The sequence below is a fragment of the Streptomyces sp. AM 2-1-1 genome (assembly GCF_029167645.1).
Lineage (GTDB): Bacteria > Actinomycetota > Actinomycetes > Streptomycetales > Streptomycetaceae > Streptomyces.
Map to the genome: position 1 here is coordinate 2,009,514 of NZ_CP119147.1, position 17,469 is coordinate 2,026,982.

Here is a 17,469-nt window from a genome sequence, read left to right on the forward strand (position 1 = left end):
CCGTCACTCGGGGTTGTCCGCGAGGGATCGCGCCGCCCGGGCGCAGTGGGCGAGCGCGGCGCGGGCGTACGCGGGCGAGGCGCCCGCGAGGCCGCACGCCGGGGTGAGCACGACGGACTCGGCGAGAGTCCCCGGGTTCAGCCCCAGCCTGTTCCACAACGTCCTGACGCCCATGACGCTACCGCCCGGGTCCGACAATCCGTCCGAGGCGGCATCGGTGCCCGGGACGATGCCGAGGAGGAGCTGGGTGCCGCCCTCGACGGCTTCGCCGATGGTCTCCTCCTCACGCTCGGTCAGCAGCGAGAAGTCGAAGGAGACCGCGGCCGCTCCGGCCCGCCGCAGCAGGGCGAAGGGGACGTCGGGGGCGCAGGAGTGCACCAGAGCGGCGCCGTCCCCGGCGACCGCGAGCAGGTCGCGCAGGGTGCTCTCGACGACCTGGCGGTCCACCGCGCGGTAGGTGCGGTAGCCGCTGGCGGTCCTGACCCGGCCGCTGAGGACGGCGGTCAGGGACGGTTCGTCGAGCTGGAGCACCACGTCGGCGCCGGGGATGCGGCGGCGCACCTCGGCGAGGTGGGCGCCGAGGCCCTCGGCGAGCGATCCGGCGAGGTCGCGGCAGGCGCCGGGGTCACCGAGGACCGCCTCCCCGGTGCGGCGCTCCAGGGACGCGGCGAGCGTCCAGGGGCCCACCGCCTGGACCTTGAGGACCCCTTCGTACCCCTGGGTGAACTCCTCCAGGGCGTCGAGGTCCTCGCCGAGCCAGGAGCGGGCCCGCCGGGTGTCGCGGCCGGGGCGGTCGCTGATCCGCCAGCCGCTGGGCTCGACGTGGCCGTACATCTCGACGAGGAGTCCGATGGTCCGCCCGATCATGTCCGCGCCGGGGCCCCGGGCGGGGAGTTCCGCCAGGTGGGGGATGCCCCGGCCGTCCGCGAAGGACCCGGTGACGGTCTTCGCGGTCTCCCGCGCGTCGCCTCCCGGCATGGACCCGACACCGGTCGCCGCGCACTCGCTGAACCTGCTCTTCTCGCTCACCCGGGAAGCGTACGGTCCCGGAGCGGCGGCCCCGCTCCGAGGGGCGGGCCCGGTCCGAGCGGCGGCCGGGGTCCGAGCGGCGGCCGGGGTCAGGCGCCGGGACGGACCGTCAGGTCGTTGACCTCGGCGTCACGGGGCAGGTCGATCGCCATGACGAGGGTGGTGGCCACCGACTCGGGGTCGATCCACTGACCGGCGTCGTACTCCTTGCCCTCCTGCTGGTGGACCTTGGCCTGCATCGGGCTGGCGGTGCGCCCGGGGTAGACGGAGGTGACGCGGACCCCGTTGCCGTGCTCCTCGTGGCGCAGCGAGTCGGCGAGCGCCTTGAGGCCGTGCTTGCTGGCGGCGTAGGCGCCCCACTGGGCGTGCGCGGCGAGGCCTGCGCCGGAGTTGACGAAGACGACGTGGCCCCGGGCGACCCGCAGTTGCGGCAGCATCAGCCGGGTCAGCTCGGCGGGGGCGATCAGATTGGCGTTGAGCTGGAAGTGCCAGGCCTTCGGGGTGAGGTCGCCGACGGTGCCGAGTTCGACGACGCCCGCGATGTGCAGCAGCGAGTCGAGGCGCTCGGGCATCGGCTGCTGGCCGAACGCCCAGGAGAGCCGGTCGGGGTTGCCGAGGTCGCCGACGAGCGTGCGGGCCCCGGGGTGGAGGGCGGCGAGTTCCTTGGCGCGGCCGGCGTCGCGGGCCAGCAGGACGAGGTCGTCGCCCCGGTCCCGGAGGCGGCGGGCGACGGCTGCTCCGATGCCGGAACCGGCGCCGGTGATGAGGTGGGTAGGCATGGGCTCCATGATCCCACCCCGGTCCCGGCCACCGGGGACCGTGCTCCGGTCGGCACCGGCGGGAGGACGGGACCGGCGCGGTCGGACGGGACCCGGCGTGAGCACGGGCCACCGCGCGGTCGGGCAGGACCCGGCGGAAGGACGGGACCCGGCGCGGCCGGACGGGTCAGGGCCGGCCCGCGGACTCCTCCAGGTAGGCCAGCGCACCGACGCCGTCCTCGGCGAAGAAGACGAGTTCGGTCAGGGGCAGCGGGAGGAAGCCCTCCTCGTCCATCCGCAGGAACTGCTGCCGCAGACCGTCGTAGAAGCCGTCCGCGTTGAGCAGGACCACCGGCTTGGTGTGCTTGCCGTGCTTCTTGAGCTCCAGGATCTCGGTGGCCTCGTCCAGCGTTCCCATGCCACCCACCATGATCACCACGGCGTCGGCCTTCTCCAGCAGCAGCGCCTTGCGTTCGGCGAGGTCGCGGGCGAAGACCATCTCGTCGGCGTTCTCGCGCGCGTGGTGCGCCATGAAGTCCACGGACACGCCGACCAGGCGCCCGCCGGCCTCCTGCACGCCGTCGGCGACGACTTTCATCAGCCCGCTCTCCGAGCCGCCCCACACGAGGGTGTGGCCGCCGCGCCCGAGCAGCTCGGCGAACTCGCGGGCGGGGCGGGTGTAGCGCTCGTCGAGGTCGGCGGCGGAGAGGAAGACGCAGATGTTCATGCCGCCACCGTACGGCGGTGCGCACAGGAGGCGGCCCCCGGCCGGGGCGCGCACCGCGGACGCGGGGGCCGGCCCCCGGGACCGGCGCGCGGTTCCCGGGCTCCCGGGACGCGCACGCGCCGCGCCACCACCCGCTCCGGCCGCGCGGGAAGAAAACGCGCGCCCCCTCCGCTGCACCTGTCATGACTTCCGTCACAGGACACCGCATCACCGTGGAGCCCGGTACCGAGCACGTCCGCGTCGTCCGGGACGGCCGGGTGCTGGCCGAAAGCCGCCGGCCGCTCGTGCTGCGCGAGACCGGCTGCCCGGTCCGCTACTACCTGCCGCCCGAAGACGTCCGCACCGGTCTGCTGACGGCCTCCGGGACCCGGACGCACTGTCCCTTCAAGGGAGACGCCTCCTACTGGTCGCTGCCGGGGGCGGCCGACCTCGTCTGGGCCTACCCAGACCCGAAGCCCGACGTCGCCGCGATCAAGGACCACTTCTGCTTCTACGACACCGAGATCGTCGCCGACTGACGGCCCGGGAGGGCCCCGCGGGCGGTGTTTTCGAGCCTCTTCCGGCCCGGGGCGGAGAAAGCTCGTGCGGCGGCGATGAGTTCCCCGGGTGCCGGGGGTCTGCCCCTTTCATGGACAGGATTCTCTCGCTGGACGGCACCCCGATCGCCTACAACAGACAGGGCGGCGGGGCGCCGGTGGTGCTCGTCGGTGGCGCGCTCAGCACCGCCGCGACCGACGCCCCGCTGGCCGCGCTGCTCGCACGCCGCTTCACCGTCGTGACGTACGACCGCCGGGGCCGGGGCTCCAGTGGCCCCGGCCCCGGCGACCCCTGCGTACCGGCCCGGGAGATCGAGGACCTCGCGGCGGTCACCGGCGTCGTGGACGGGCCGGTCGCGATGTTCGGCATGTCGTCGGGCGGGGCCCTGGCCCTGGAGGCGCAGGCGGCGGGTGTCCCCATGGAGCTGCTGGCGGTCTTCGAGCCGCCCTACACCCCGGGCGTCCGGGGGCGGGCCTACAAGGCACGGTGCACCCGGGAGTTGCGGGAGCGGCTCGCGGCCGGCGACCGGGGCGGGGCGGTGGAACTCTTCCTCGGCCGCACGGGCGTGCCTCCGGAGACGGTGGCGCGGATGCGGCGGGCACCGCTGTGGGAGGGCCTGGAGGCGCTGGCGCCCACGCTGGAGTACGACGACGCGCTGCTCGGTGACGGGACTCCGCCGCTCGGACGCCTCGGGGCGGTGACCGCGCGCACCCTGATCGTCAGCGGCGGGTTCAGTGCGGACCCGGTGCGGCAGACGGCGCTGGCCTTGGCGGAGGCGGTTCCCGGGGCCCGGCACCGGACGCTGACCGGCCAGACGCGGGAGCTCGCTCCGCACGTCCTCGCTCCGGTGCTGGCCGAGTTCTTCGGCCGGCGCGGGCTCGTCCGCCAGGCCTGATCCCCGCTCGCCGCGGGTGGGAGCGGCGATCAGGCCTGGCGGACGGCCGGGCGGTCGGCGCCCCGGCGCACAGCCAGGCGTCGGGTGCCCGTCAAAAGGCCGTCCTGCTGCCGGCCGACGCCCGTCAGGAGGCCGCCGGCGCCGTCTCGCGGCGGACGGTGGTCGCGATGGTGGCCGATCCGACCACCCGGGTGCCGTCGTACAGCACGACCGCCTGGCCGGGGGCGATCCCGCGCACCGGCTCGGTGAAGGTGACGTGCAGCGTGCCGTCGACGAGTTCGGCGCGGACCTCGCTCTCACCGCCGTGGGCGCGCAGCTGCGCGGTGTACGTGCCGGGGCCGGCCGGGGCGGTACCGCACCAGCGCGGCTTGACGGCGGTGAGCGCCGTGACGTCCAGCGCCTCCACCGGCCCGACGGTCACGGTGTTGTTCACCGGGGAGATGTCCAGGACGTAGCGCGGCTTCCCGTCGGGCGCGGGGTGGCCGATGCGCAGGCCCTTGCGCTGGCCGATGGTGAAGCCGAACGCCCCGTCGTGGGTGCCGAGCTTGGCACCCGACTCGTCGACGATGTCGCCCTCGGCCCTGCCGCCGAGCCGGCTCGCCAGGAAGCCCTGGGTGTCGCCGTCCGCGATGAAGCAGATGTCGTGGCTGTCGGGCTTCTTGGCCACGGCAAGTCCGCGCGCCTCGGCCTCGGCGCGGATCTCCTCCTTGGTGGTGAGGGTGTCACCCAGCGGGAACATCGCGTGCGCGAGCTGCTTCTCGTCCAGCACTCCGAGGACGTAACTCTGGTCCTTGGCCATGTCCGAGGCGCGGTGCAGCTCACGGCTGCCGTCGTCGTTCAGCACGACGGTGGCGTAGTGGCCGGTGCAGACGGCGTCGAAGCCCAGGGCGAGCGCCTTGTCGAGGAGTGCGGCGAACTTGATCTTCTCGTTGCAGCGCAGGCACGGGTTGGGCGTACGGCCTGCCTCGTACTCGGCGACGAAGTCCTCCACCACGTCTTCGCGGAAGCGTTCCGCCAGGTCCCAGACGTAGAACGGGATGCCGATGACGTCCGCCGCGCGGCGGGCGTCGCGGGAGTCCTCGATGGTGCAACAGCCGCGTGCTCCGGTGCGGAACGACTGCGGGTTCGCGGAGAGGGCGAGGTGCACACCGGTCACGTCGTGCCCCGCCTCGGCGGCGCGTGCGGCGGCGACGGCGGAGTCGACTCCGCCGGACATGGCGGCGAGCACACGGAGGGGGCTCTGGGAGGTCTGAGTCATAGCCCGTCCAGAGTACGGGGCGCCGGGAACGGAACGCCTGCGGATATGCGTTGCAGCGACATGGGAACCACGGGAAGCGGCCGGCCGGGGCCGGACGGGCCGACGGGCGGTGTGAGCCGTCGCACGCTCCTGATCGGCGGCTCGGCCGCGGCCGCGGTGGTCGGTGGCGGCACGCTGGCACGGGACCGGCTCCGGCACGCCTGGTGGGGTCTGCCGGGCGCGCAGCGGGCGCGTACACCGGGGGAGCTCGACTACGCGGGCGCGCTCTGGACGGCCGCCTCCGAGGCGAACTGGCGCCGTGCGGACCGCCCCGACGACTACGCCATAGACCGGGTGGTCGTGCACGTCACCCAGGGCAGTCTGGCGAGTGCGGTGCGGGTCTTCCAGGACCCGTCGCACCGGGCGGCGGCGCACTACCTGGTCGGCAAGGACGGGTCGGTGACGCAGATGATCCGGGAGCTGGACGTGGCCTACCACGCGGGTGACCGGGCGTACAACGAGCGCAGCGTGGGGATCGAGCACGAGGGGTTCGTGGACCGCCCGGCGGACTTCACGGCCGCGATGTACGCCGCGTCGGCCCGGCTGACGGCGTCGGTCTGCGGGCGCTACGGCATCCCCGTCGACCGCGAGCACGTCGTCGGGCACGTGGAGGTGCCCGGGACCGACCACACCGACCCCGGCCCGCACTGGGACTGGGACCGCTACATCGAGCTGATCCGCCGGGCGTCCGCCGCGCGCCCGGCCTGAACCGCGCCGGGGCCCGGGTTCCTCAGCTGAGTCCGGCGGTGCGGGCGCGTTCCACGGCGGGGCCGATCGCCCGCGCCACGGCGGCGACGTCCTCGGCGGTCGAGGTGTGGCCGAGCGAGAAGCGCAGGGTTCCGCGCGCCAGGTCGGGGTCGGTGCCGGTGGCCAGCAGGACGTGGCTGGGCTGGGCGATCCCCGCCGTGCAGGCGGATCCGGTGGAGCACTCGATGCCCTGCGCGTCCAGCAGCAGCAGGAGGGAGTCGCCCTCGCATCCGGGGAAGCTGAAGTGGGCGTTGGCCGGGAGGCGGCCCCCCGGGGCCGGGTCGCCGCCGAGGACGGCGTCCGGGACGGCCCCGAGCACCGCCGCGACCAGGTCGTCGCGGAGCCCGCCGACCCGGCGGGCGAACTCCTCGCGGTGACGGGCCGCGTGCTCCCCGGCGACCGCGAAGGCGCTGACGGCGGGCACGTCGAGGGTGCCGGAGCGCACGTGCCGCTCCTGGCCGCCGCCGTGCAGCACGGGCACGGGGGTGTGGGCACGGCCCAGCAGCAGGGCGCCGATGCCGAACGGTCCGCCGATCTTGTGGGCGCTGACCGTCATGGCGGCGAGCCCCGAGTCGGCGAAGCCGACCTCCAGCTGGCCGAAGGCCTGTACCGCGTCGGCATGCATCGGTACCCCGAACTCGGCTGCCACAGAAGCGAGTTCCCTGACCGGCATGATCGTGCCGATCTCGTTGTTGGCCCACATCACGGTGATCATCGCGACGTCGTCGGGGTCGCGGAGGATCGCCTCGCGCAGCGCCTCGGGGTGCACCCGGCCGTAACGGTCGACGGGGAGGTACTCGACGGTCGCGCCCTCGTGTTCGGCGAGCCAGTCGACCGCGTCGAGCACGGCGTGGTGCTCGACCGGTCCGGCGAGTACCCGGGTGCGGCGCGGGTCGGCGTCCCGGCGGGCCCAGTACAGGCCCTTGACGGCGAGGTTGTCGGCCTCGGTGCCGCCCGAGGTGAAGACCACCTCGCTGGGGCGGGCGCCGAGGGCGTCGGCGAGGGTCTCGCGCGACTCCTCGACCGTACGGCGGGCCCGGCGGCCGGCGGCGTGCAGGGAGGACGCGTTGCCGGTCGCGGCGAGCTGCGCGGTCATCGCCGCGATCGCCTCCGGAAGCATCGGCGTGGTCGCGGCGTGGTCGAGGTAGGCCATGGTGCGTCCGATTCTACGAGCCCCAGGCGACCACCCCGTGAGCGGTGACCACCAGCGCGAGGACGGCCAGGTCGGCGACGCCCAGCGCGAGGCCCAGGAAGGCCCGTCCGCGCCGCGATGTGGAGCGGGCGAGGGCGAGCAGCGCCATGACGACGGCGGTGGGACCGAGCACCAGGTTGAAGGCGAGCAGCCCCACCAGTCCGAGGACGAACGAGGCGACGGCGAGGCTGTCGGCGTCACGGGTGCGCACCCGGGCGGCCGTCCGCTCGTCCGGGGCGACCGGCGCGGCTTCGGTGCGCCGGGTGGGGTGGGTTTCCGGGCGGCGCGGGCGGAGGACCGGGGCGACGAGCGAGGAGAGGGCCATGGGGTGAGCTCCTTCGGTCGGACGGTGGATCTCTGCGGGCGGGTGCGGGCGGTGTCCGGTGAGACGTACCGGCACCGGCCCCGTCTCAGTGGGACCGGCGCTCGCGGACGGCGAAGCCGATCAGCCAGCAGCCGATGGCGGCTGCGAACACCAGGGTCAGCTCGACCGGGAGGTGCGCGACCGGGCCGAGCAGGATGCCGAAGAGGAGCAGTGCGGCGACGAGGGCGAGCATGGCGGCCTTTCTGGTCGTCGTGGGCGATGCGCCCGGGGAGCACCATCCGCGGGAGCGGGAGGCGGTCGCCGGGTCACGCGGGTGCGGGCGACGGATCCTGTGGGAGTACGACTGTTCACTGACCATCCAGTCTAAACCTCTCCTCCCTTCCGCCAGTCGGAGAACAGTTGTTTACTGAATGGCATGAGTCACACCCCGGGGGCCCGCCAGGCCCAGAAGTTGAGGACGCGTCAGGCCCTGCTGGACGCCGCCCTCCTGCTGCTGGAGCACCAGAGCCTGAGCGGTCTGGGGCTGCGGGAGGTGACCCGGGCGGCGGGAGTGGCGCCCACCGCCTTCTACCGCCACTTCGAGGACACGGCGGCGCTCGGCGTGGCCCTGGTGGAGCAGACGCTCGGGAGCCTGCACGGGATGATCGGCGCGGTCCTCGCCGAGGCCGGCGAGAGCGAGGAGCGACTGGAGCGGAGCATCGCGGTCATCGCGGGCCACGTGGCGGCGCATCCCGCGCACTTCCGTTTCCTCGCCCGCGAGCAGCACGGCGGGGTGGCCCCGGTGCGCGCGGCCATCGCCGCACAACTCGCCCTGTTCGCAAGGGAGGTGGCCGACGCGCTGGCCGGCGAGGCGGAGTCGGCGGGGTGGAGCCGCGAGGACCTGCTGATGCTGGGCGGGCTCCACGTCGACCATATGGTGGTCACCGCCTCCACCCTGCTGGACGCGGCGCCCGGCACCGGGGAGGAGGTCGTCCGCACGGCCCGGCGGCGCCTGCGCCTGATCACTCTGGGGCGCCGCCACTGGCTGGACGGAACGGCGCCGGGGTGAGCCGCGCGACGGGGCGGCTGCCGGGCCGGGTCACGGGGCCGCGCCCGGAGGCGGCCGCCCGGCCGGGTCGCTCGCGGCCGGGCGGTGAGGACCGTCCGCGCCGGACGGCGGCCGGACCGCGACGCGTCAGCCCTTCTCCGGTTCGCGCGCGGAGAGCGGGGTGGCGATGTCCTCCAGCGACTTCTGCTCGGCGGGCACCGCGCAGAAGACCGCGACCAGGCCGGCGACGACCATCAGCGCGGCTCCGATGCAGAACGCGATGACCGCGTCGCCCACGACTCCGCTGGCGGTGAGCCCGGAGAAGATCAGCGGGCCGGAGATGCCGCCGGCGGCCGTACCGATGGCGTAGAAGAAGGCGATCGCCATCGCCCGGGTCTCCATCGGGAAGATCTCGCTGACCGTCAGGTAGGCCGAACTCGCCCCGGCCGAGGCGAAGAAGAGCACCACGCACCAGCACAGGGTCATGGTGGTGGCGGTCAGCACGCCCGCGCCGAACAGCGCCGCGGTGCCGAAGAGCAGCAGCCCGGAGAGGATGTAGGTGCCCGAGATCATCGGGCGGCGGCCCCAGGTGTCGAAGAGCCGGCCGAGCAGCAGCGGGCCGAGGAAGTTGCCGAAGGCGATGACGGCGAAGAAGTACCCGGTCGTGCCGCTGGAGACGTCGAAGAACTTCACCAGGATCGAGCCGAACCCGAAGGTGATGGCGTTGTACAGGAACGCCTGGCCGATGAAGAGCGCGAAGCCGAGCGTCGCCCGCTTCGGGTAGTCGCGGAAGAGGGTACGGGCGATCTCCACGAATCCGATGCTGCGGCGCTGCTCGATGGTGATCGCGGTCTCCGCCTCCGGGAGCGGGTGGCCCTTCTCCTCCTCGATCTCCTTCTCCACGCCGTCGACGAGCTGTTCGGCCCCTTCGGAACGCCCGTGGATGAACATCCACCGGGGGCTCTCGGGCACGTGGCGCCGCACCAGCAGGATGACCAGGCCGAGTACCACGCCGAGGCCGAAGGTGAGCCGCCAGCCGATGTCCTTCGGGAAGATGTCGGTGTCGAGGGCGAGGACGGAGAGCAGCGCGCCGCCCATCGCACCCAGCCAGTAGCTGCCGTTGATGATCAGGTCGACGCGGCCCCGGTACTTGCTCGGGATCAGCTCGTCGATGGCGGAGTTGATGGCCGCGTACTCCCCGCCGATGCCGAAACCGGTGAAGAAGCGGAAGAGGAAGAACCACCAGACGGAGAAGGAGAGCGCGGTCAGCGCGGTGGCCACGAGGTAGACCGCGAGCGTGATGAGGAAGAGCTTCTTGCGGCCGAAGCGGTCGGTGAGCCAGCCGAAGAAGAGGGCGCCGGTGCACGCCCCGGCGACGTAGAGGGCCGCGGCGAGGCCGGTGACCTGGGAGTCGGAGATCGGCAGTCCGCTGCCGTCCTCGGAGAGCCGGCTGGCGATGTTCCCGACGACGGTCACTTCCAGACCGTCCAGGATCCAGACGGTACCGAGGCCGATCACGATCATCCAGTGCCATCGTGACCAGGGCAGTCGGTCGAGGCGGGCCGGGACCTTGGTGGTGATCGTCCCGAGACCTGTGCCGTCGCTGTGGTTCATGGGCATTGCCTCCTGGGGTGCGGCGTCGCTGCACCGCCGCTCGGCGCGGAGTCCGGGTACCCGGGAGCGCCAGGGGCAAACGGCACGTCAGGACGGTGCCCGGCGTGCTCTCCCCGCGGGGCGGCGTCCGGCGGTTCAGGAACCCGGCCATGATCCGCCGGACACCGCCCGGAGCGCGCGCGACCCGCCCGGTGCTCCACCGGACGGGTCGCGGGTGGGCGCGGATCAGCCCCGCGGTGCCCGGGCGAGCTGGCGGGACTGGGCGACGAGCCGGTCCGCGCTGTCCCACACCTCGGCGTCCTCCTCCAGCAGGCCGCCCGCCAGGTTGCGGGTGGTGATGGAGACCCGCAGCGGGCCGGGGGCCGGGCGGCAGCGGACGTGGGTGGTGAGTTCGACGGTGGGGGTCCACCCCTGGAGGCCCAGCTCGAACGAGGTCGGCGGCAGCGCGTCGACGGTGAGCAGCAGCGAGAGCGCGTCCGCGTCACGGCCGTCCGCCAGGCCGAACCAGCCGCGCATCTCGCCCGTGCCGGACGGCTTCCCGAGGGCCCAGCCCACGGTCGCGGGATCGAGCCGGATGTCGAGCCGCTCGGTGATGGCGGAGCTGCCGGGGATCACGTCGCCGCCCGCCTCGGTGCCGAGGCACCGGTCGCGCGGCGGGATCGCCGGCGGGAGGGCGGTGGTGCGCACCTCGTCGGTGAGGGCGTCGAGGTCGCCGTAGGTGGCGAGCACCCGGATACGGGCGACCTCGCTGCCGTCCTCGGCGTACTGGTAGAGGGTCGCCTGGCCCGTGGAGAGGGTGCGGCCGGCCCGGACCACCTCGGTGCGGATGACGGCGGGACCGGGCACCGAGGCGGTGAGGTAGTGCGCGGTGACGGAGAACGGGTCGGGGTGCGGGAGCGCGTCGCCGAGGGCGCGGCCGAGGAGGGCCAGCAGGTAGCCGCCGTTGACCGCGTGGATGATGGTCCACCCGGCGGAGAGCTCCGCGTCGTAGACGCCTTCCTCGCGCCGGACGACCGCGGTGTCCCGGTCGAACTCGCTGTCCCCGATGGTCGCCCGGCGGAGGATCGCCGCCTGCCCGCCGGTCGTCTGCCCGGTCGGTGCCGGGTGCGCTGCTGCCTGTGCCATGGGGTGCAGGCTACACCGGAGCGTTACTGAGCGGTAGCTTTCTAGGTGGGGAATGCCTGCCCGGGCCGGGCCCGCCGGCCGATGGCCGGCCACTCCCCCGGGCCGCCGCCACCGGCAGGCGCCTCAGGTGGCCGCCGACCGGCTCTCTCCCCGGGCCGAGCGCCGGTTGTACGCGCGCGGCGCCCGCCAGTGGAAGCGCATCGCCAGCAGCCGCAGGACGAACCCGGTGACGACGGCGACGCCGCTGGTCCAGCCGTCGAGGACGCCGAACTGGATGCAGAGCGCGGCCATGGAGGCGCCGACGATCGCGGGCACCGCGTACAGGTCCCGGTCCCAGCGCAGCAGCGAGGGCACCTCGTTGGCCAGGACGTCCCGCAGCACACCGCCGCCGACCGCCGTGACGAGCCCGAGTGCGACGGAGGAGGTCAGGGAGAGTCCGTAGTCGTGCGCCTTGATCGTGCCGCTCACGCAGAAGAGGCCGAGCCCCGCCGCGTCGAAGACGTTGACGCCGACCTGGATGCGCTCGACGTGCGGATGGAGGAAGAAGACCAGGACCGCGGCGAGCAGCGGGGTGAAGAAGTAGCCGAGGTCGCTGAAGGCGGCCGGCGGGATCGCCCCGATGATCACGTCACGGAAGAGCCCTCCGCCCAGCGCGGTCACCTCGGCGAGAACGGCGATGCCGAAGACATCGAAGTTCTTGCGTACGGCGAGCAGAGCGCCGGAGATCGCGAAGAAGAAGATCCCGACGACATCGAGCGCGTGCTGGACGGAGGGCGTGAACAGTTCGGTGAGCACCGGGCAATTGTGCCGGTGCTACTTCTCGGCGCCTTCCCCCGTGTCCTCGGTGGCCCCGGACGCGTCCGGCGTACCGGCGGTGCCGGTCCGCGGAGGCGTCGCGGCCTCCGGTGCGGCGGCCTCCGGCGTCCGGGGAACGACCGCCGCCGGTGCGTCGGCCTCCGGTGCGTCGGCCTCCGGCGTCCGGGGAACGACCGTCGCCGGTGCGTCGGCCTCCGGTGCGTCGGCCTTCGGCGTGACGGTCACGATCGCTTCGCGCGCCTCGGGCAGCACCGCCTCGCCCGGAGCCTGGTCCGGCGCGTTCTCCGGGTGGTGGCAGGCCACCTGGTGGCCGGTCCGCAGCGCGATCAGCGGCGGCTCCTGCGTGGTGCAGACCTCCGTCGCCTTCCAGCACCGGGTGTGGAAGCGGCAGCCGCTCGGTGGCGCGATCGGCGAGGGCACGTCGCCGGTGAGCAGGATCCGCTCGCTCTTGGTGTTCCGGCGCCGGGGGTCCGGGATCGGCACGGCGGAGAGCAGGGCCTTGGTGTACGGGTGCATCGGCGCCTTGTAGAGCGACTCGCGGTCGGCGAGCTCCACGATCTTGCCGAGGTACATCACCGCGATCCGGTCCGAGACGTGCCGGACCACCGACAGGTCGTGGGCGATGATCACGTAGGTGAGGCCCAGCTCGGCCTGGAGGTCGTCGAGCAGGTTCACCACCTGTGCCTGGATGGAGACGTCCAGGGCGGAGACGGGCTCGTCGGCCACGACCAGCTTCGGGTTGAGCGCCAGCGCGCGGGCGATGCCGATGCGCTGGCGCTGGCCGCCGGAGAACTCGTGCGGATAGCGGTTGTAGTGCTCGGGGTTGAGGCCGACCACCTCCAGCAGCCGCTGCACCTCCTTCTTGACGCCGCCGTCGGGGGAGACGCCCTGGAGCTTGAAGGGGGCGCTGACGATGGTGCCGATGGTGTGGCGCGGGTTCAGCGAGGAGTACGGGTCCTGGAAGATCATCTGCATGTCGCGCCGGAACGGGCGCATCCGGCCGACGCCGAGGTGCGTGATGTCGGTGCCCTCGAACTCGACGGTGCCCGCCGTGGGTTCCAGCAGCCGGGTGATCAGCCGGCCCATCGTCGACTTGCCGCAGCCGGACTCGCCGACGACGCCCAGGGTCTCCCCCGCGCGCACCTCGAAGTCGATCCCGTCGACGGCCCGTACGGCTCCGCTGGTGCGCTGGAGCAGGCCCTTCTTGATCGGGAAGTGCTTCTCCAGCCCTTTGACCCGGAGCAGCACCTCGCCCTGGGCGACGCCCTTCCCCGCGCGGGGTGCGGGCACCTTCGCGCTCTCGGCCGTCGTCGCTCCGGCGACCGTCGCTTCCGGCTCGTGCGGCCGGCTCGTCACTGCTTCGTCGTCGCTCACAGCTTGGGCGCAATCTCTTCGGTCCAGATGCGCTCCCGCTGCTCCGCGGGGAGGTGGCAGGCCGCCCAGTGCCGGCTCTCCACCTCCAGCAGCTCGGGCCGCACGGTACGGGTGACGTTGTCCTTGGGCACGTCCGCGTAGGGACAGCGCGGGTTGAAGGCGCATCCGGACGGCAGGTTGATCAACGAGGGCGGGGAGCCCTTGACCGGGATCAGGCGGTCGGTCTGCTCGCGGTCCAGGCGCGGCATCGAGCCCAGCAGGCCCCAGGTGTAGGGGTGCCGCGGCTCGTAGAAGACCTTCTCGGCCGGTCCGCGCTCGACGCAGCGGCCGCCGTACATCACGAGGATGTCGTCGGCGAGCTCCGCGACGACGCCGAGGTCGTGCGTGATGACGATGACGGCGGAGCCGAACTCCTTCTGCAGGTCCCGGATCAGGTCGAGGATCTGCGCCTGGACGGTGACGTCCAGGGCGGTCGTCGGCTCGTCCGCGATCAGCAGTTCGGGGTTGTTGACCAGCGACATCGCGATCATGGCGCGCTGGCGCATCCCGCCGGAGAACTCGTGCGGGTAACTGTCCACCCGCTTGTCCGGCTGCGGGATGCCGACCCGGTCGAGCATCTCGACGGCACGCCTGCGGGCCGTCTTCTTGTCCACGTCGTGGTGGACCCGGTACGCCTCCACGATCTGCTTGCCGATCGTGAAGTACGGGTGCAGCGCGGAGAGCGGGTCCTGGAAGATCATCGCCATGTTGCGCCCGCGCAGCTTGCGGACCTCGTCCGGGTCGCTGGAGAGCAGCTCGGTGCCGTCCAGCCAGATCTCCCCGGACAGCCGCGCCTTGCGCTTGCCGTACTGGCCGGCCGTGTGCAGGCCCATGATGCCGAGCGAGGTGACGGACTTGCCGGAGCCGGACTCGCCGACGATGCCGAGGGTCTTGCCCTTCTCCAGCGTGAAGCTCAGCCCGTCGACGGACTTGACCAGTCCGTCGTCGGTCGGGAAGTGCACCTTGAGGTCGCGGACGTCGAGGAAGGCGCCGGGTGCGCGCGAGGCGGCGGCTGCCTCCGGCGCGGCCGTCCCGCTCTTGCTCAGCTCGGTCATGACAGCCTCACTCGGGGGTCGATCACGGCGTACAGGACATCCACGAGGAGGTTGGCGACGATCACCGCGAGTGAGGTGATCAGCGTGACGCCGAGGATCACCGGGAGGTCCCGCTCGTTGATCGCCTTGAGCACCGCCTGGCCGAGGCCGGGCAGGCTGAAGGCGGTCTCGGTGAGGATCGCGCCGCCGACGAGGGCACCGAGGTCCATGCCGAGCATGGTGAGGATGGGCGTCATGGTGGAGCGCATGGCGTGCTTGCCGATGACCACCGGTTCGCTCAGCCCCTTGGCGCGGGCGGTGCGGATGTAGTCCTCGCCCATCACTTCGAGCATGGTGGCCCTGGTGATGCGGGCGTACATCGCCGCGTAGAGGAAGGCGAGGGTGACCCAGGGCAGCAACAGCCCCTGGAACCAGCCGCCGACGCTCTCCTCCAGAGGGACGAACCCGGAGTCGATCCAGCCGAGGCCGTAGTCGAAGATGCCCAGCGACAGCATGGCGGTGAAGAAGATCGGCAGCGAGACGCCCGAGAGGGCGACGACCATGGCCGAACGGTCCCAGACCGAACCGCGCTTGAGCGCCGAGAGCACACCCGCCGAGACGCCGGCCAGCAGCCACAGCACGGCCGCGCCGAGGGCGAGCGAGAGGGTCACCGGCAGCCGGTCGGTGATGACCGGCCAGATGGCCTGCTCACTGCGGAAGGAGTAGCCGAAGCAGGGCGCGGCACAGTCGGTGACGTCGCCGCCGCCGGAGTAGGTGCGCCCGACGAAGATGCCCTTGAAGAACTCCCAGACCTGAACGTAGATCGGTTCGGCCAAGTGGAGCTTCTGCCGTATGCCTTCGACGGCCGCGGCGTCCGACGTCTTGCCCACGTACATCGTGGCCGGGTCGACACCCGTCCACTTGGGGATGAGGAAGAAGATGCTGAAGACCACCACGATGATGACGATCAGCATCACTGCGGCGGCCAGCAGCCGCCTGATGAGGTATGTGAGCACTGCTCTCGGCCCGGCGGGGACCGCGGGCCACCGGAGGTCGTCCGGTGGCCCGCGGTCTTACCGCTCCGGCCTTCACCTGCCTTTCGTGCCGTTCGGCGGGTGTGCCGGGGGAATGATTACTTCTCGACGCCCAGGCTGGCGAAGTCGTACATACCGCTGTACGCGTCAGTGGTGTAGACGTTCGTCAGGCGCGAGGAGCGGAAGTTGATGAACTTCTCGAAGACGAAGGGCAGGTAGTAACCGCCCTCCATCACCTGGTGGTTGATCGCGGTGGAGAGCGCGGTCTTCTTCGCGTCGTCGAGCTCGACGGAGTACTTGTCGAAGTTCGCGTCGATCGCCTTGTCGTCGATCATGGCGAAGTTGTTGTTACCGCTCTCCAGGATGTAGCTGCTGTCCCAGAGGGGCTGGCCGAAGCCCTGGACCGAGGGGAAGTCGGGACCCCAGCCCATGATGATGATGCCGTAGCCCTTCTGCTTCACCACGGTCGGGTTTCCGATGATGCCCGAGGTCTGCGCACCGTCGAACTGGTCGATGTCGACCTTGATGCCGACCTTGGCCAGGGACGCCTGGAGCGACTCGGCGGTGGCCACCTCGACGGGCTTGTTGTTGCGGACCGCGATGGTGGTGGAGAAGCCGTTCGGCTTGCCGCAGGCGGCCAGCTCTTGCTTGGCCTTGGTGACGTCCGCGGCGCCGTCGTTGGCGGTGAAGCCGTACGGGTCGTACTTCTGGCCCTCGGAGCCGGGCACCGACGGGGGCAGCATGTTGGTGCCGATGTCGCCACCGGCGACCGGGCCGCCGCGCGCGGTCTGGAGCGACTTGTGGTCGGCTCCGTAGATCACGGCCTTGCGGCAGTGGATGTTGTCGAACGGCGCGACGGTCTGCGGGAAGACGGCGTAGCGGATGTAGCCGGAGACCGGGTTGTCCAGGTTCTCCTTGTACTCCTTGAGCGCCTTGGTGCGGCCCTGCGGGGAGAGACCCGTCTGGTTGATGTCGAGGTCGTACTCGCCGCTGAGCAGCTTGTTGTCCATGTCGTCCGCGTTGGAGAACAGGGTCAGCGAGACCTTGTCCGGCAGCGCCTTGCGGACCGGGTCGGACGCCTGCTTCCAGTTCTCGTTGCGCACCAGCACGACGGACTTGTTCGGGGTGTACGACTGGAACTTGTACGGGCCCGAGGAGAACGGCTTGAGGCCGTACTTCGACTTGGTGTCCTTGTCCTGCCGGACCGGCGAGGACGAGGTCAGCGCGAGGATCTCCTCGAAGTCGCTGTTGGCGGTCGGCAGGTGGAAGACGATCGTCTTCTCGTCGGGCGTGTCGATCGCCTTCAGACCCAGGTGGTCGGCGGAGGTGTCCTTGTACGGACCCTTGTACTCGCCCTTGGGGTCGAGGATGTCACGCAGGTAGACCGGGCCGCCGGAGAGCACGTCCTGGGCCCACTGGCGCTCGATGCCGTACTTGACGTCCTGCGCGGTGATCGGCTTGCCGTCCTCCCACGTGACCCCGTCGCGCAGGGTGTACGTGTAGGTCTTGCCGTCGTCCGTGATCTTCGCGCGCTCGGTGGCGAGGTCCGGGGTGAGCTCGGTGCCGCCGGCGCCGGGAGCCGTCTTGCTGGTGACCAGCTGGCGGCTGTAGTAGCGCATGAAGTTCCACACGAAACCGTAGTAACCACGCGTCGGGTCCCAGGAGTCGGCGTCCTGGACACCGGCGAACTTCAGCTCGCCGCCCGCCTTCGTCGAAGCGTTGGCGACCTTGTTGTTCGCCGCGTCGAAACCGGCCGCGGACGCGGAACCGCCGCCGTCCTTGCCGTTGTCGTCGTCGCCCCCGCCGCCGCAGGCGGCCGTCGAGAGCAGGGCCGCGACCACGGCAGCAGCGGCCACGGCCTGCTTGCGCCGTGTGTTCCGTCGAGTCGTCACGATTCGG

The 17,469-nt window shown here is 72.1% G+C and carries 18 protein-coding genes; 4 read left to right on the top strand and 14 right to left on the bottom strand.

Annotated elements, in window-relative coordinates:
* Positions 1–3 precede the first annotated feature (3 nt).
* The 3 genes from PZB77_RS08420 to PZB77_RS08430 all read right to left on the bottom strand — a co-directional run bounded on the left by PZB77_RS08420 (position 4) and on the right by PZB77_RS08430 (position 2,514).
* The gene (locus tag PZB77_RS08420; RefSeq protein WP_275491940.1) at positions 4–1,029 is read right to left on the bottom strand and encodes a methionine synthase; all 1,026 of its coding nucleotides are present in this window, start codon (positions 1,027–1,029) and stop codon (positions 4–6) included.
* A gap of 89 nt (positions 1,030–1,118) precedes the next feature.
* On the bottom strand, positions 1,119–1,808 hold the full coding sequence (locus tag PZB77_RS08425; RefSeq protein ID WP_275491941.1) for an SDR family oxidoreductase: 690 nt from the start codon (positions 1,806–1,808) through the stop codon (positions 1,119–1,121).
* A gap of 166 nt (positions 1,809–1,974) precedes the next feature.
* On the bottom strand, positions 1,975–2,514 hold the full coding sequence (locus PZB77_RS08430) for a TIGR00730 family Rossman fold protein (protein WP_275491942.1): 540 nt from the start codon (positions 2,512–2,514) through the stop codon (positions 1,975–1,977).
* Positions 2,515–2,696: 182 nt separating this feature from the next.
* Here PZB77_RS08430 and PZB77_RS08435 point away from each other — a divergent pair, with 182 nt between their 5' ends.
* Complete coding sequence (locus PZB77_RS08435; RefSeq protein WP_275491943.1) at positions 2,697–3,032, top strand: DUF427 domain-containing protein; 336 nt, start codon at positions 2,697–2,699, stop codon at positions 3,030–3,032.
* 110 nt (positions 3,033–3,142) lie between these two features.
* Positions 3,143–3,946 carry an alpha/beta hydrolase gene (locus PZB77_RS08440; RefSeq protein WP_275491944.1) on the top strand — a complete coding sequence of 268 codons (804 nt, stop codon included), beginning with the start codon at positions 3,143–3,145 and terminating at the stop codon, positions 3,944–3,946.
* 124 nt (positions 3,947–4,070) lie between these two features.
* Here PZB77_RS08440 and mnmA read toward each other — a convergent pair whose 3' ends face one another.
* A complete protein-coding gene (gene mnmA, locus PZB77_RS08445) occupies positions 4,071–5,204 on the bottom strand; it encodes a tRNA 2-thiouridine(34) synthase MnmA (protein ID WP_275491945.1) in 1,134 nt (377 codons plus the stop codon).
* A gap of 60 nt (positions 5,205–5,264) precedes the next feature.
* On the opposite strand from mnmA, the gene PZB77_RS08450 reads away from it, so the two are divergent.
* Positions 5,265–5,951 (top strand): N-acetylmuramoyl-L-alanine amidase, encoded by a 687-nt coding sequence (locus PZB77_RS08450; protein ID WP_275491946.1) that lies wholly within the window; start codon positions 5,265–5,267, stop codon positions 5,949–5,951.
* 22 nt (positions 5,952–5,973) lie between these two features.
* Here the strand turns inward: PZB77_RS08450 and PZB77_RS08455 are convergent, their stop codons facing one another.
* From PZB77_RS08455 to PZB77_RS08465, 3 genes are all read right to left on the bottom strand, one after another.
* Positions 5,974–7,143 (bottom strand): cysteine desulfurase family protein, encoded by a 1,170-nt coding sequence (locus PZB77_RS08455; protein ID WP_275491947.1) that lies wholly within the window; start codon positions 7,141–7,143, stop codon positions 5,974–5,976.
* Between the two features lie 13 nt (positions 7,144–7,156).
* On the bottom strand, positions 7,157–7,507 hold the full coding sequence (locus PZB77_RS08460; RefSeq protein WP_275491948.1) for a DUF4190 domain-containing protein: 351 nt from the start codon (positions 7,505–7,507) through the stop codon (positions 7,157–7,159).
* 85 nt (positions 7,508–7,592) lie between these two features.
* Positions 7,593–7,739 (bottom strand): hypothetical protein, encoded by a 147-nt coding sequence (locus PZB77_RS08465; protein WP_275491949.1) that lies wholly within the window; start codon positions 7,737–7,739, stop codon positions 7,593–7,595.
* Positions 7,740–7,922: 183 nt separating this feature from the next.
* On the opposite strand from PZB77_RS08465, the gene PZB77_RS08470 reads away from it, so the two are divergent.
* Entirely contained in the window at positions 7,923–8,555 is a 633-nt protein-coding gene (locus tag PZB77_RS08470; protein ID WP_275491950.1) for a TetR family transcriptional regulator, read from the top strand.
* Between the two features lie 126 nt (positions 8,556–8,681).
* Here the strand turns inward: PZB77_RS08470 and PZB77_RS08475 are convergent, their stop codons facing one another.
* The 7 genes from PZB77_RS08475 to PZB77_RS08505 all read right to left on the bottom strand — a co-directional run bounded on the left by PZB77_RS08475 (position 8,682) and on the right by PZB77_RS08505 (position 17,465).
* The gene (locus tag PZB77_RS08475; protein ID WP_275491951.1) at positions 8,682–10,148 is read right to left on the bottom strand and encodes an MFS transporter; all 1,467 of its coding nucleotides are present in this window, start codon (positions 10,146–10,148) and stop codon (positions 8,682–8,684) included.
* 225 nt (positions 10,149–10,373) lie between these two features.
* On the bottom strand, positions 10,374–11,273 hold the full coding sequence (locus tag PZB77_RS08480; protein ID WP_275491952.1) for a thioesterase family protein: 900 nt from the start codon (positions 11,271–11,273) through the stop codon (positions 10,374–10,376).
* A 123-nt stretch (positions 11,274–11,396) separates the two neighbouring features.
* Positions 11,397–12,068: a trimeric intracellular cation channel family protein gene (locus PZB77_RS08485; RefSeq protein ID WP_275491953.1), complete on the bottom strand. Its 672-nt coding sequence runs from the start codon at positions 12,066–12,068 to the stop codon at positions 11,397–11,399.
* Positions 12,069–12,086: 18 nt separating this feature from the next.
* Positions 12,087–13,379, bottom strand: a complete 1,293-nt coding sequence (locus PZB77_RS08490; RefSeq protein ID WP_275495966.1) for a dipeptide ABC transporter ATP-binding protein — start codon at positions 13,377–13,379, stop codon at positions 12,087–12,089.
* Between the two features lie 80 nt (positions 13,380–13,459).
* On the bottom strand, positions 13,460–14,557 hold the full coding sequence (locus tag PZB77_RS08495; RefSeq protein ID WP_275491954.1) for an ABC transporter ATP-binding protein: 1,098 nt from the start codon (positions 14,555–14,557) through the stop codon (positions 13,460–13,462).
* Positions 14,554–15,552 carry an ABC transporter permease gene (locus PZB77_RS08500; protein ID WP_275491955.1) on the bottom strand — a complete coding sequence of 333 codons (999 nt, stop codon included), beginning with the start codon at positions 15,550–15,552 and terminating at the stop codon, positions 14,554–14,556. Before PZB77_RS08500 ends, PZB77_RS08495 begins: the two co-directional genes overlap by 4 nt.
* 116 nt (positions 15,553–15,668) lie before the next feature.
* Positions 15,669–17,465: an ABC transporter substrate-binding protein gene (locus PZB77_RS08505; protein ID WP_275495967.1), complete on the bottom strand. Its 1,797-nt coding sequence runs from the start codon at positions 17,463–17,465 to the stop codon at positions 15,669–15,671.
* Positions 17,466–17,469: the final 4 nt, after the last annotated feature.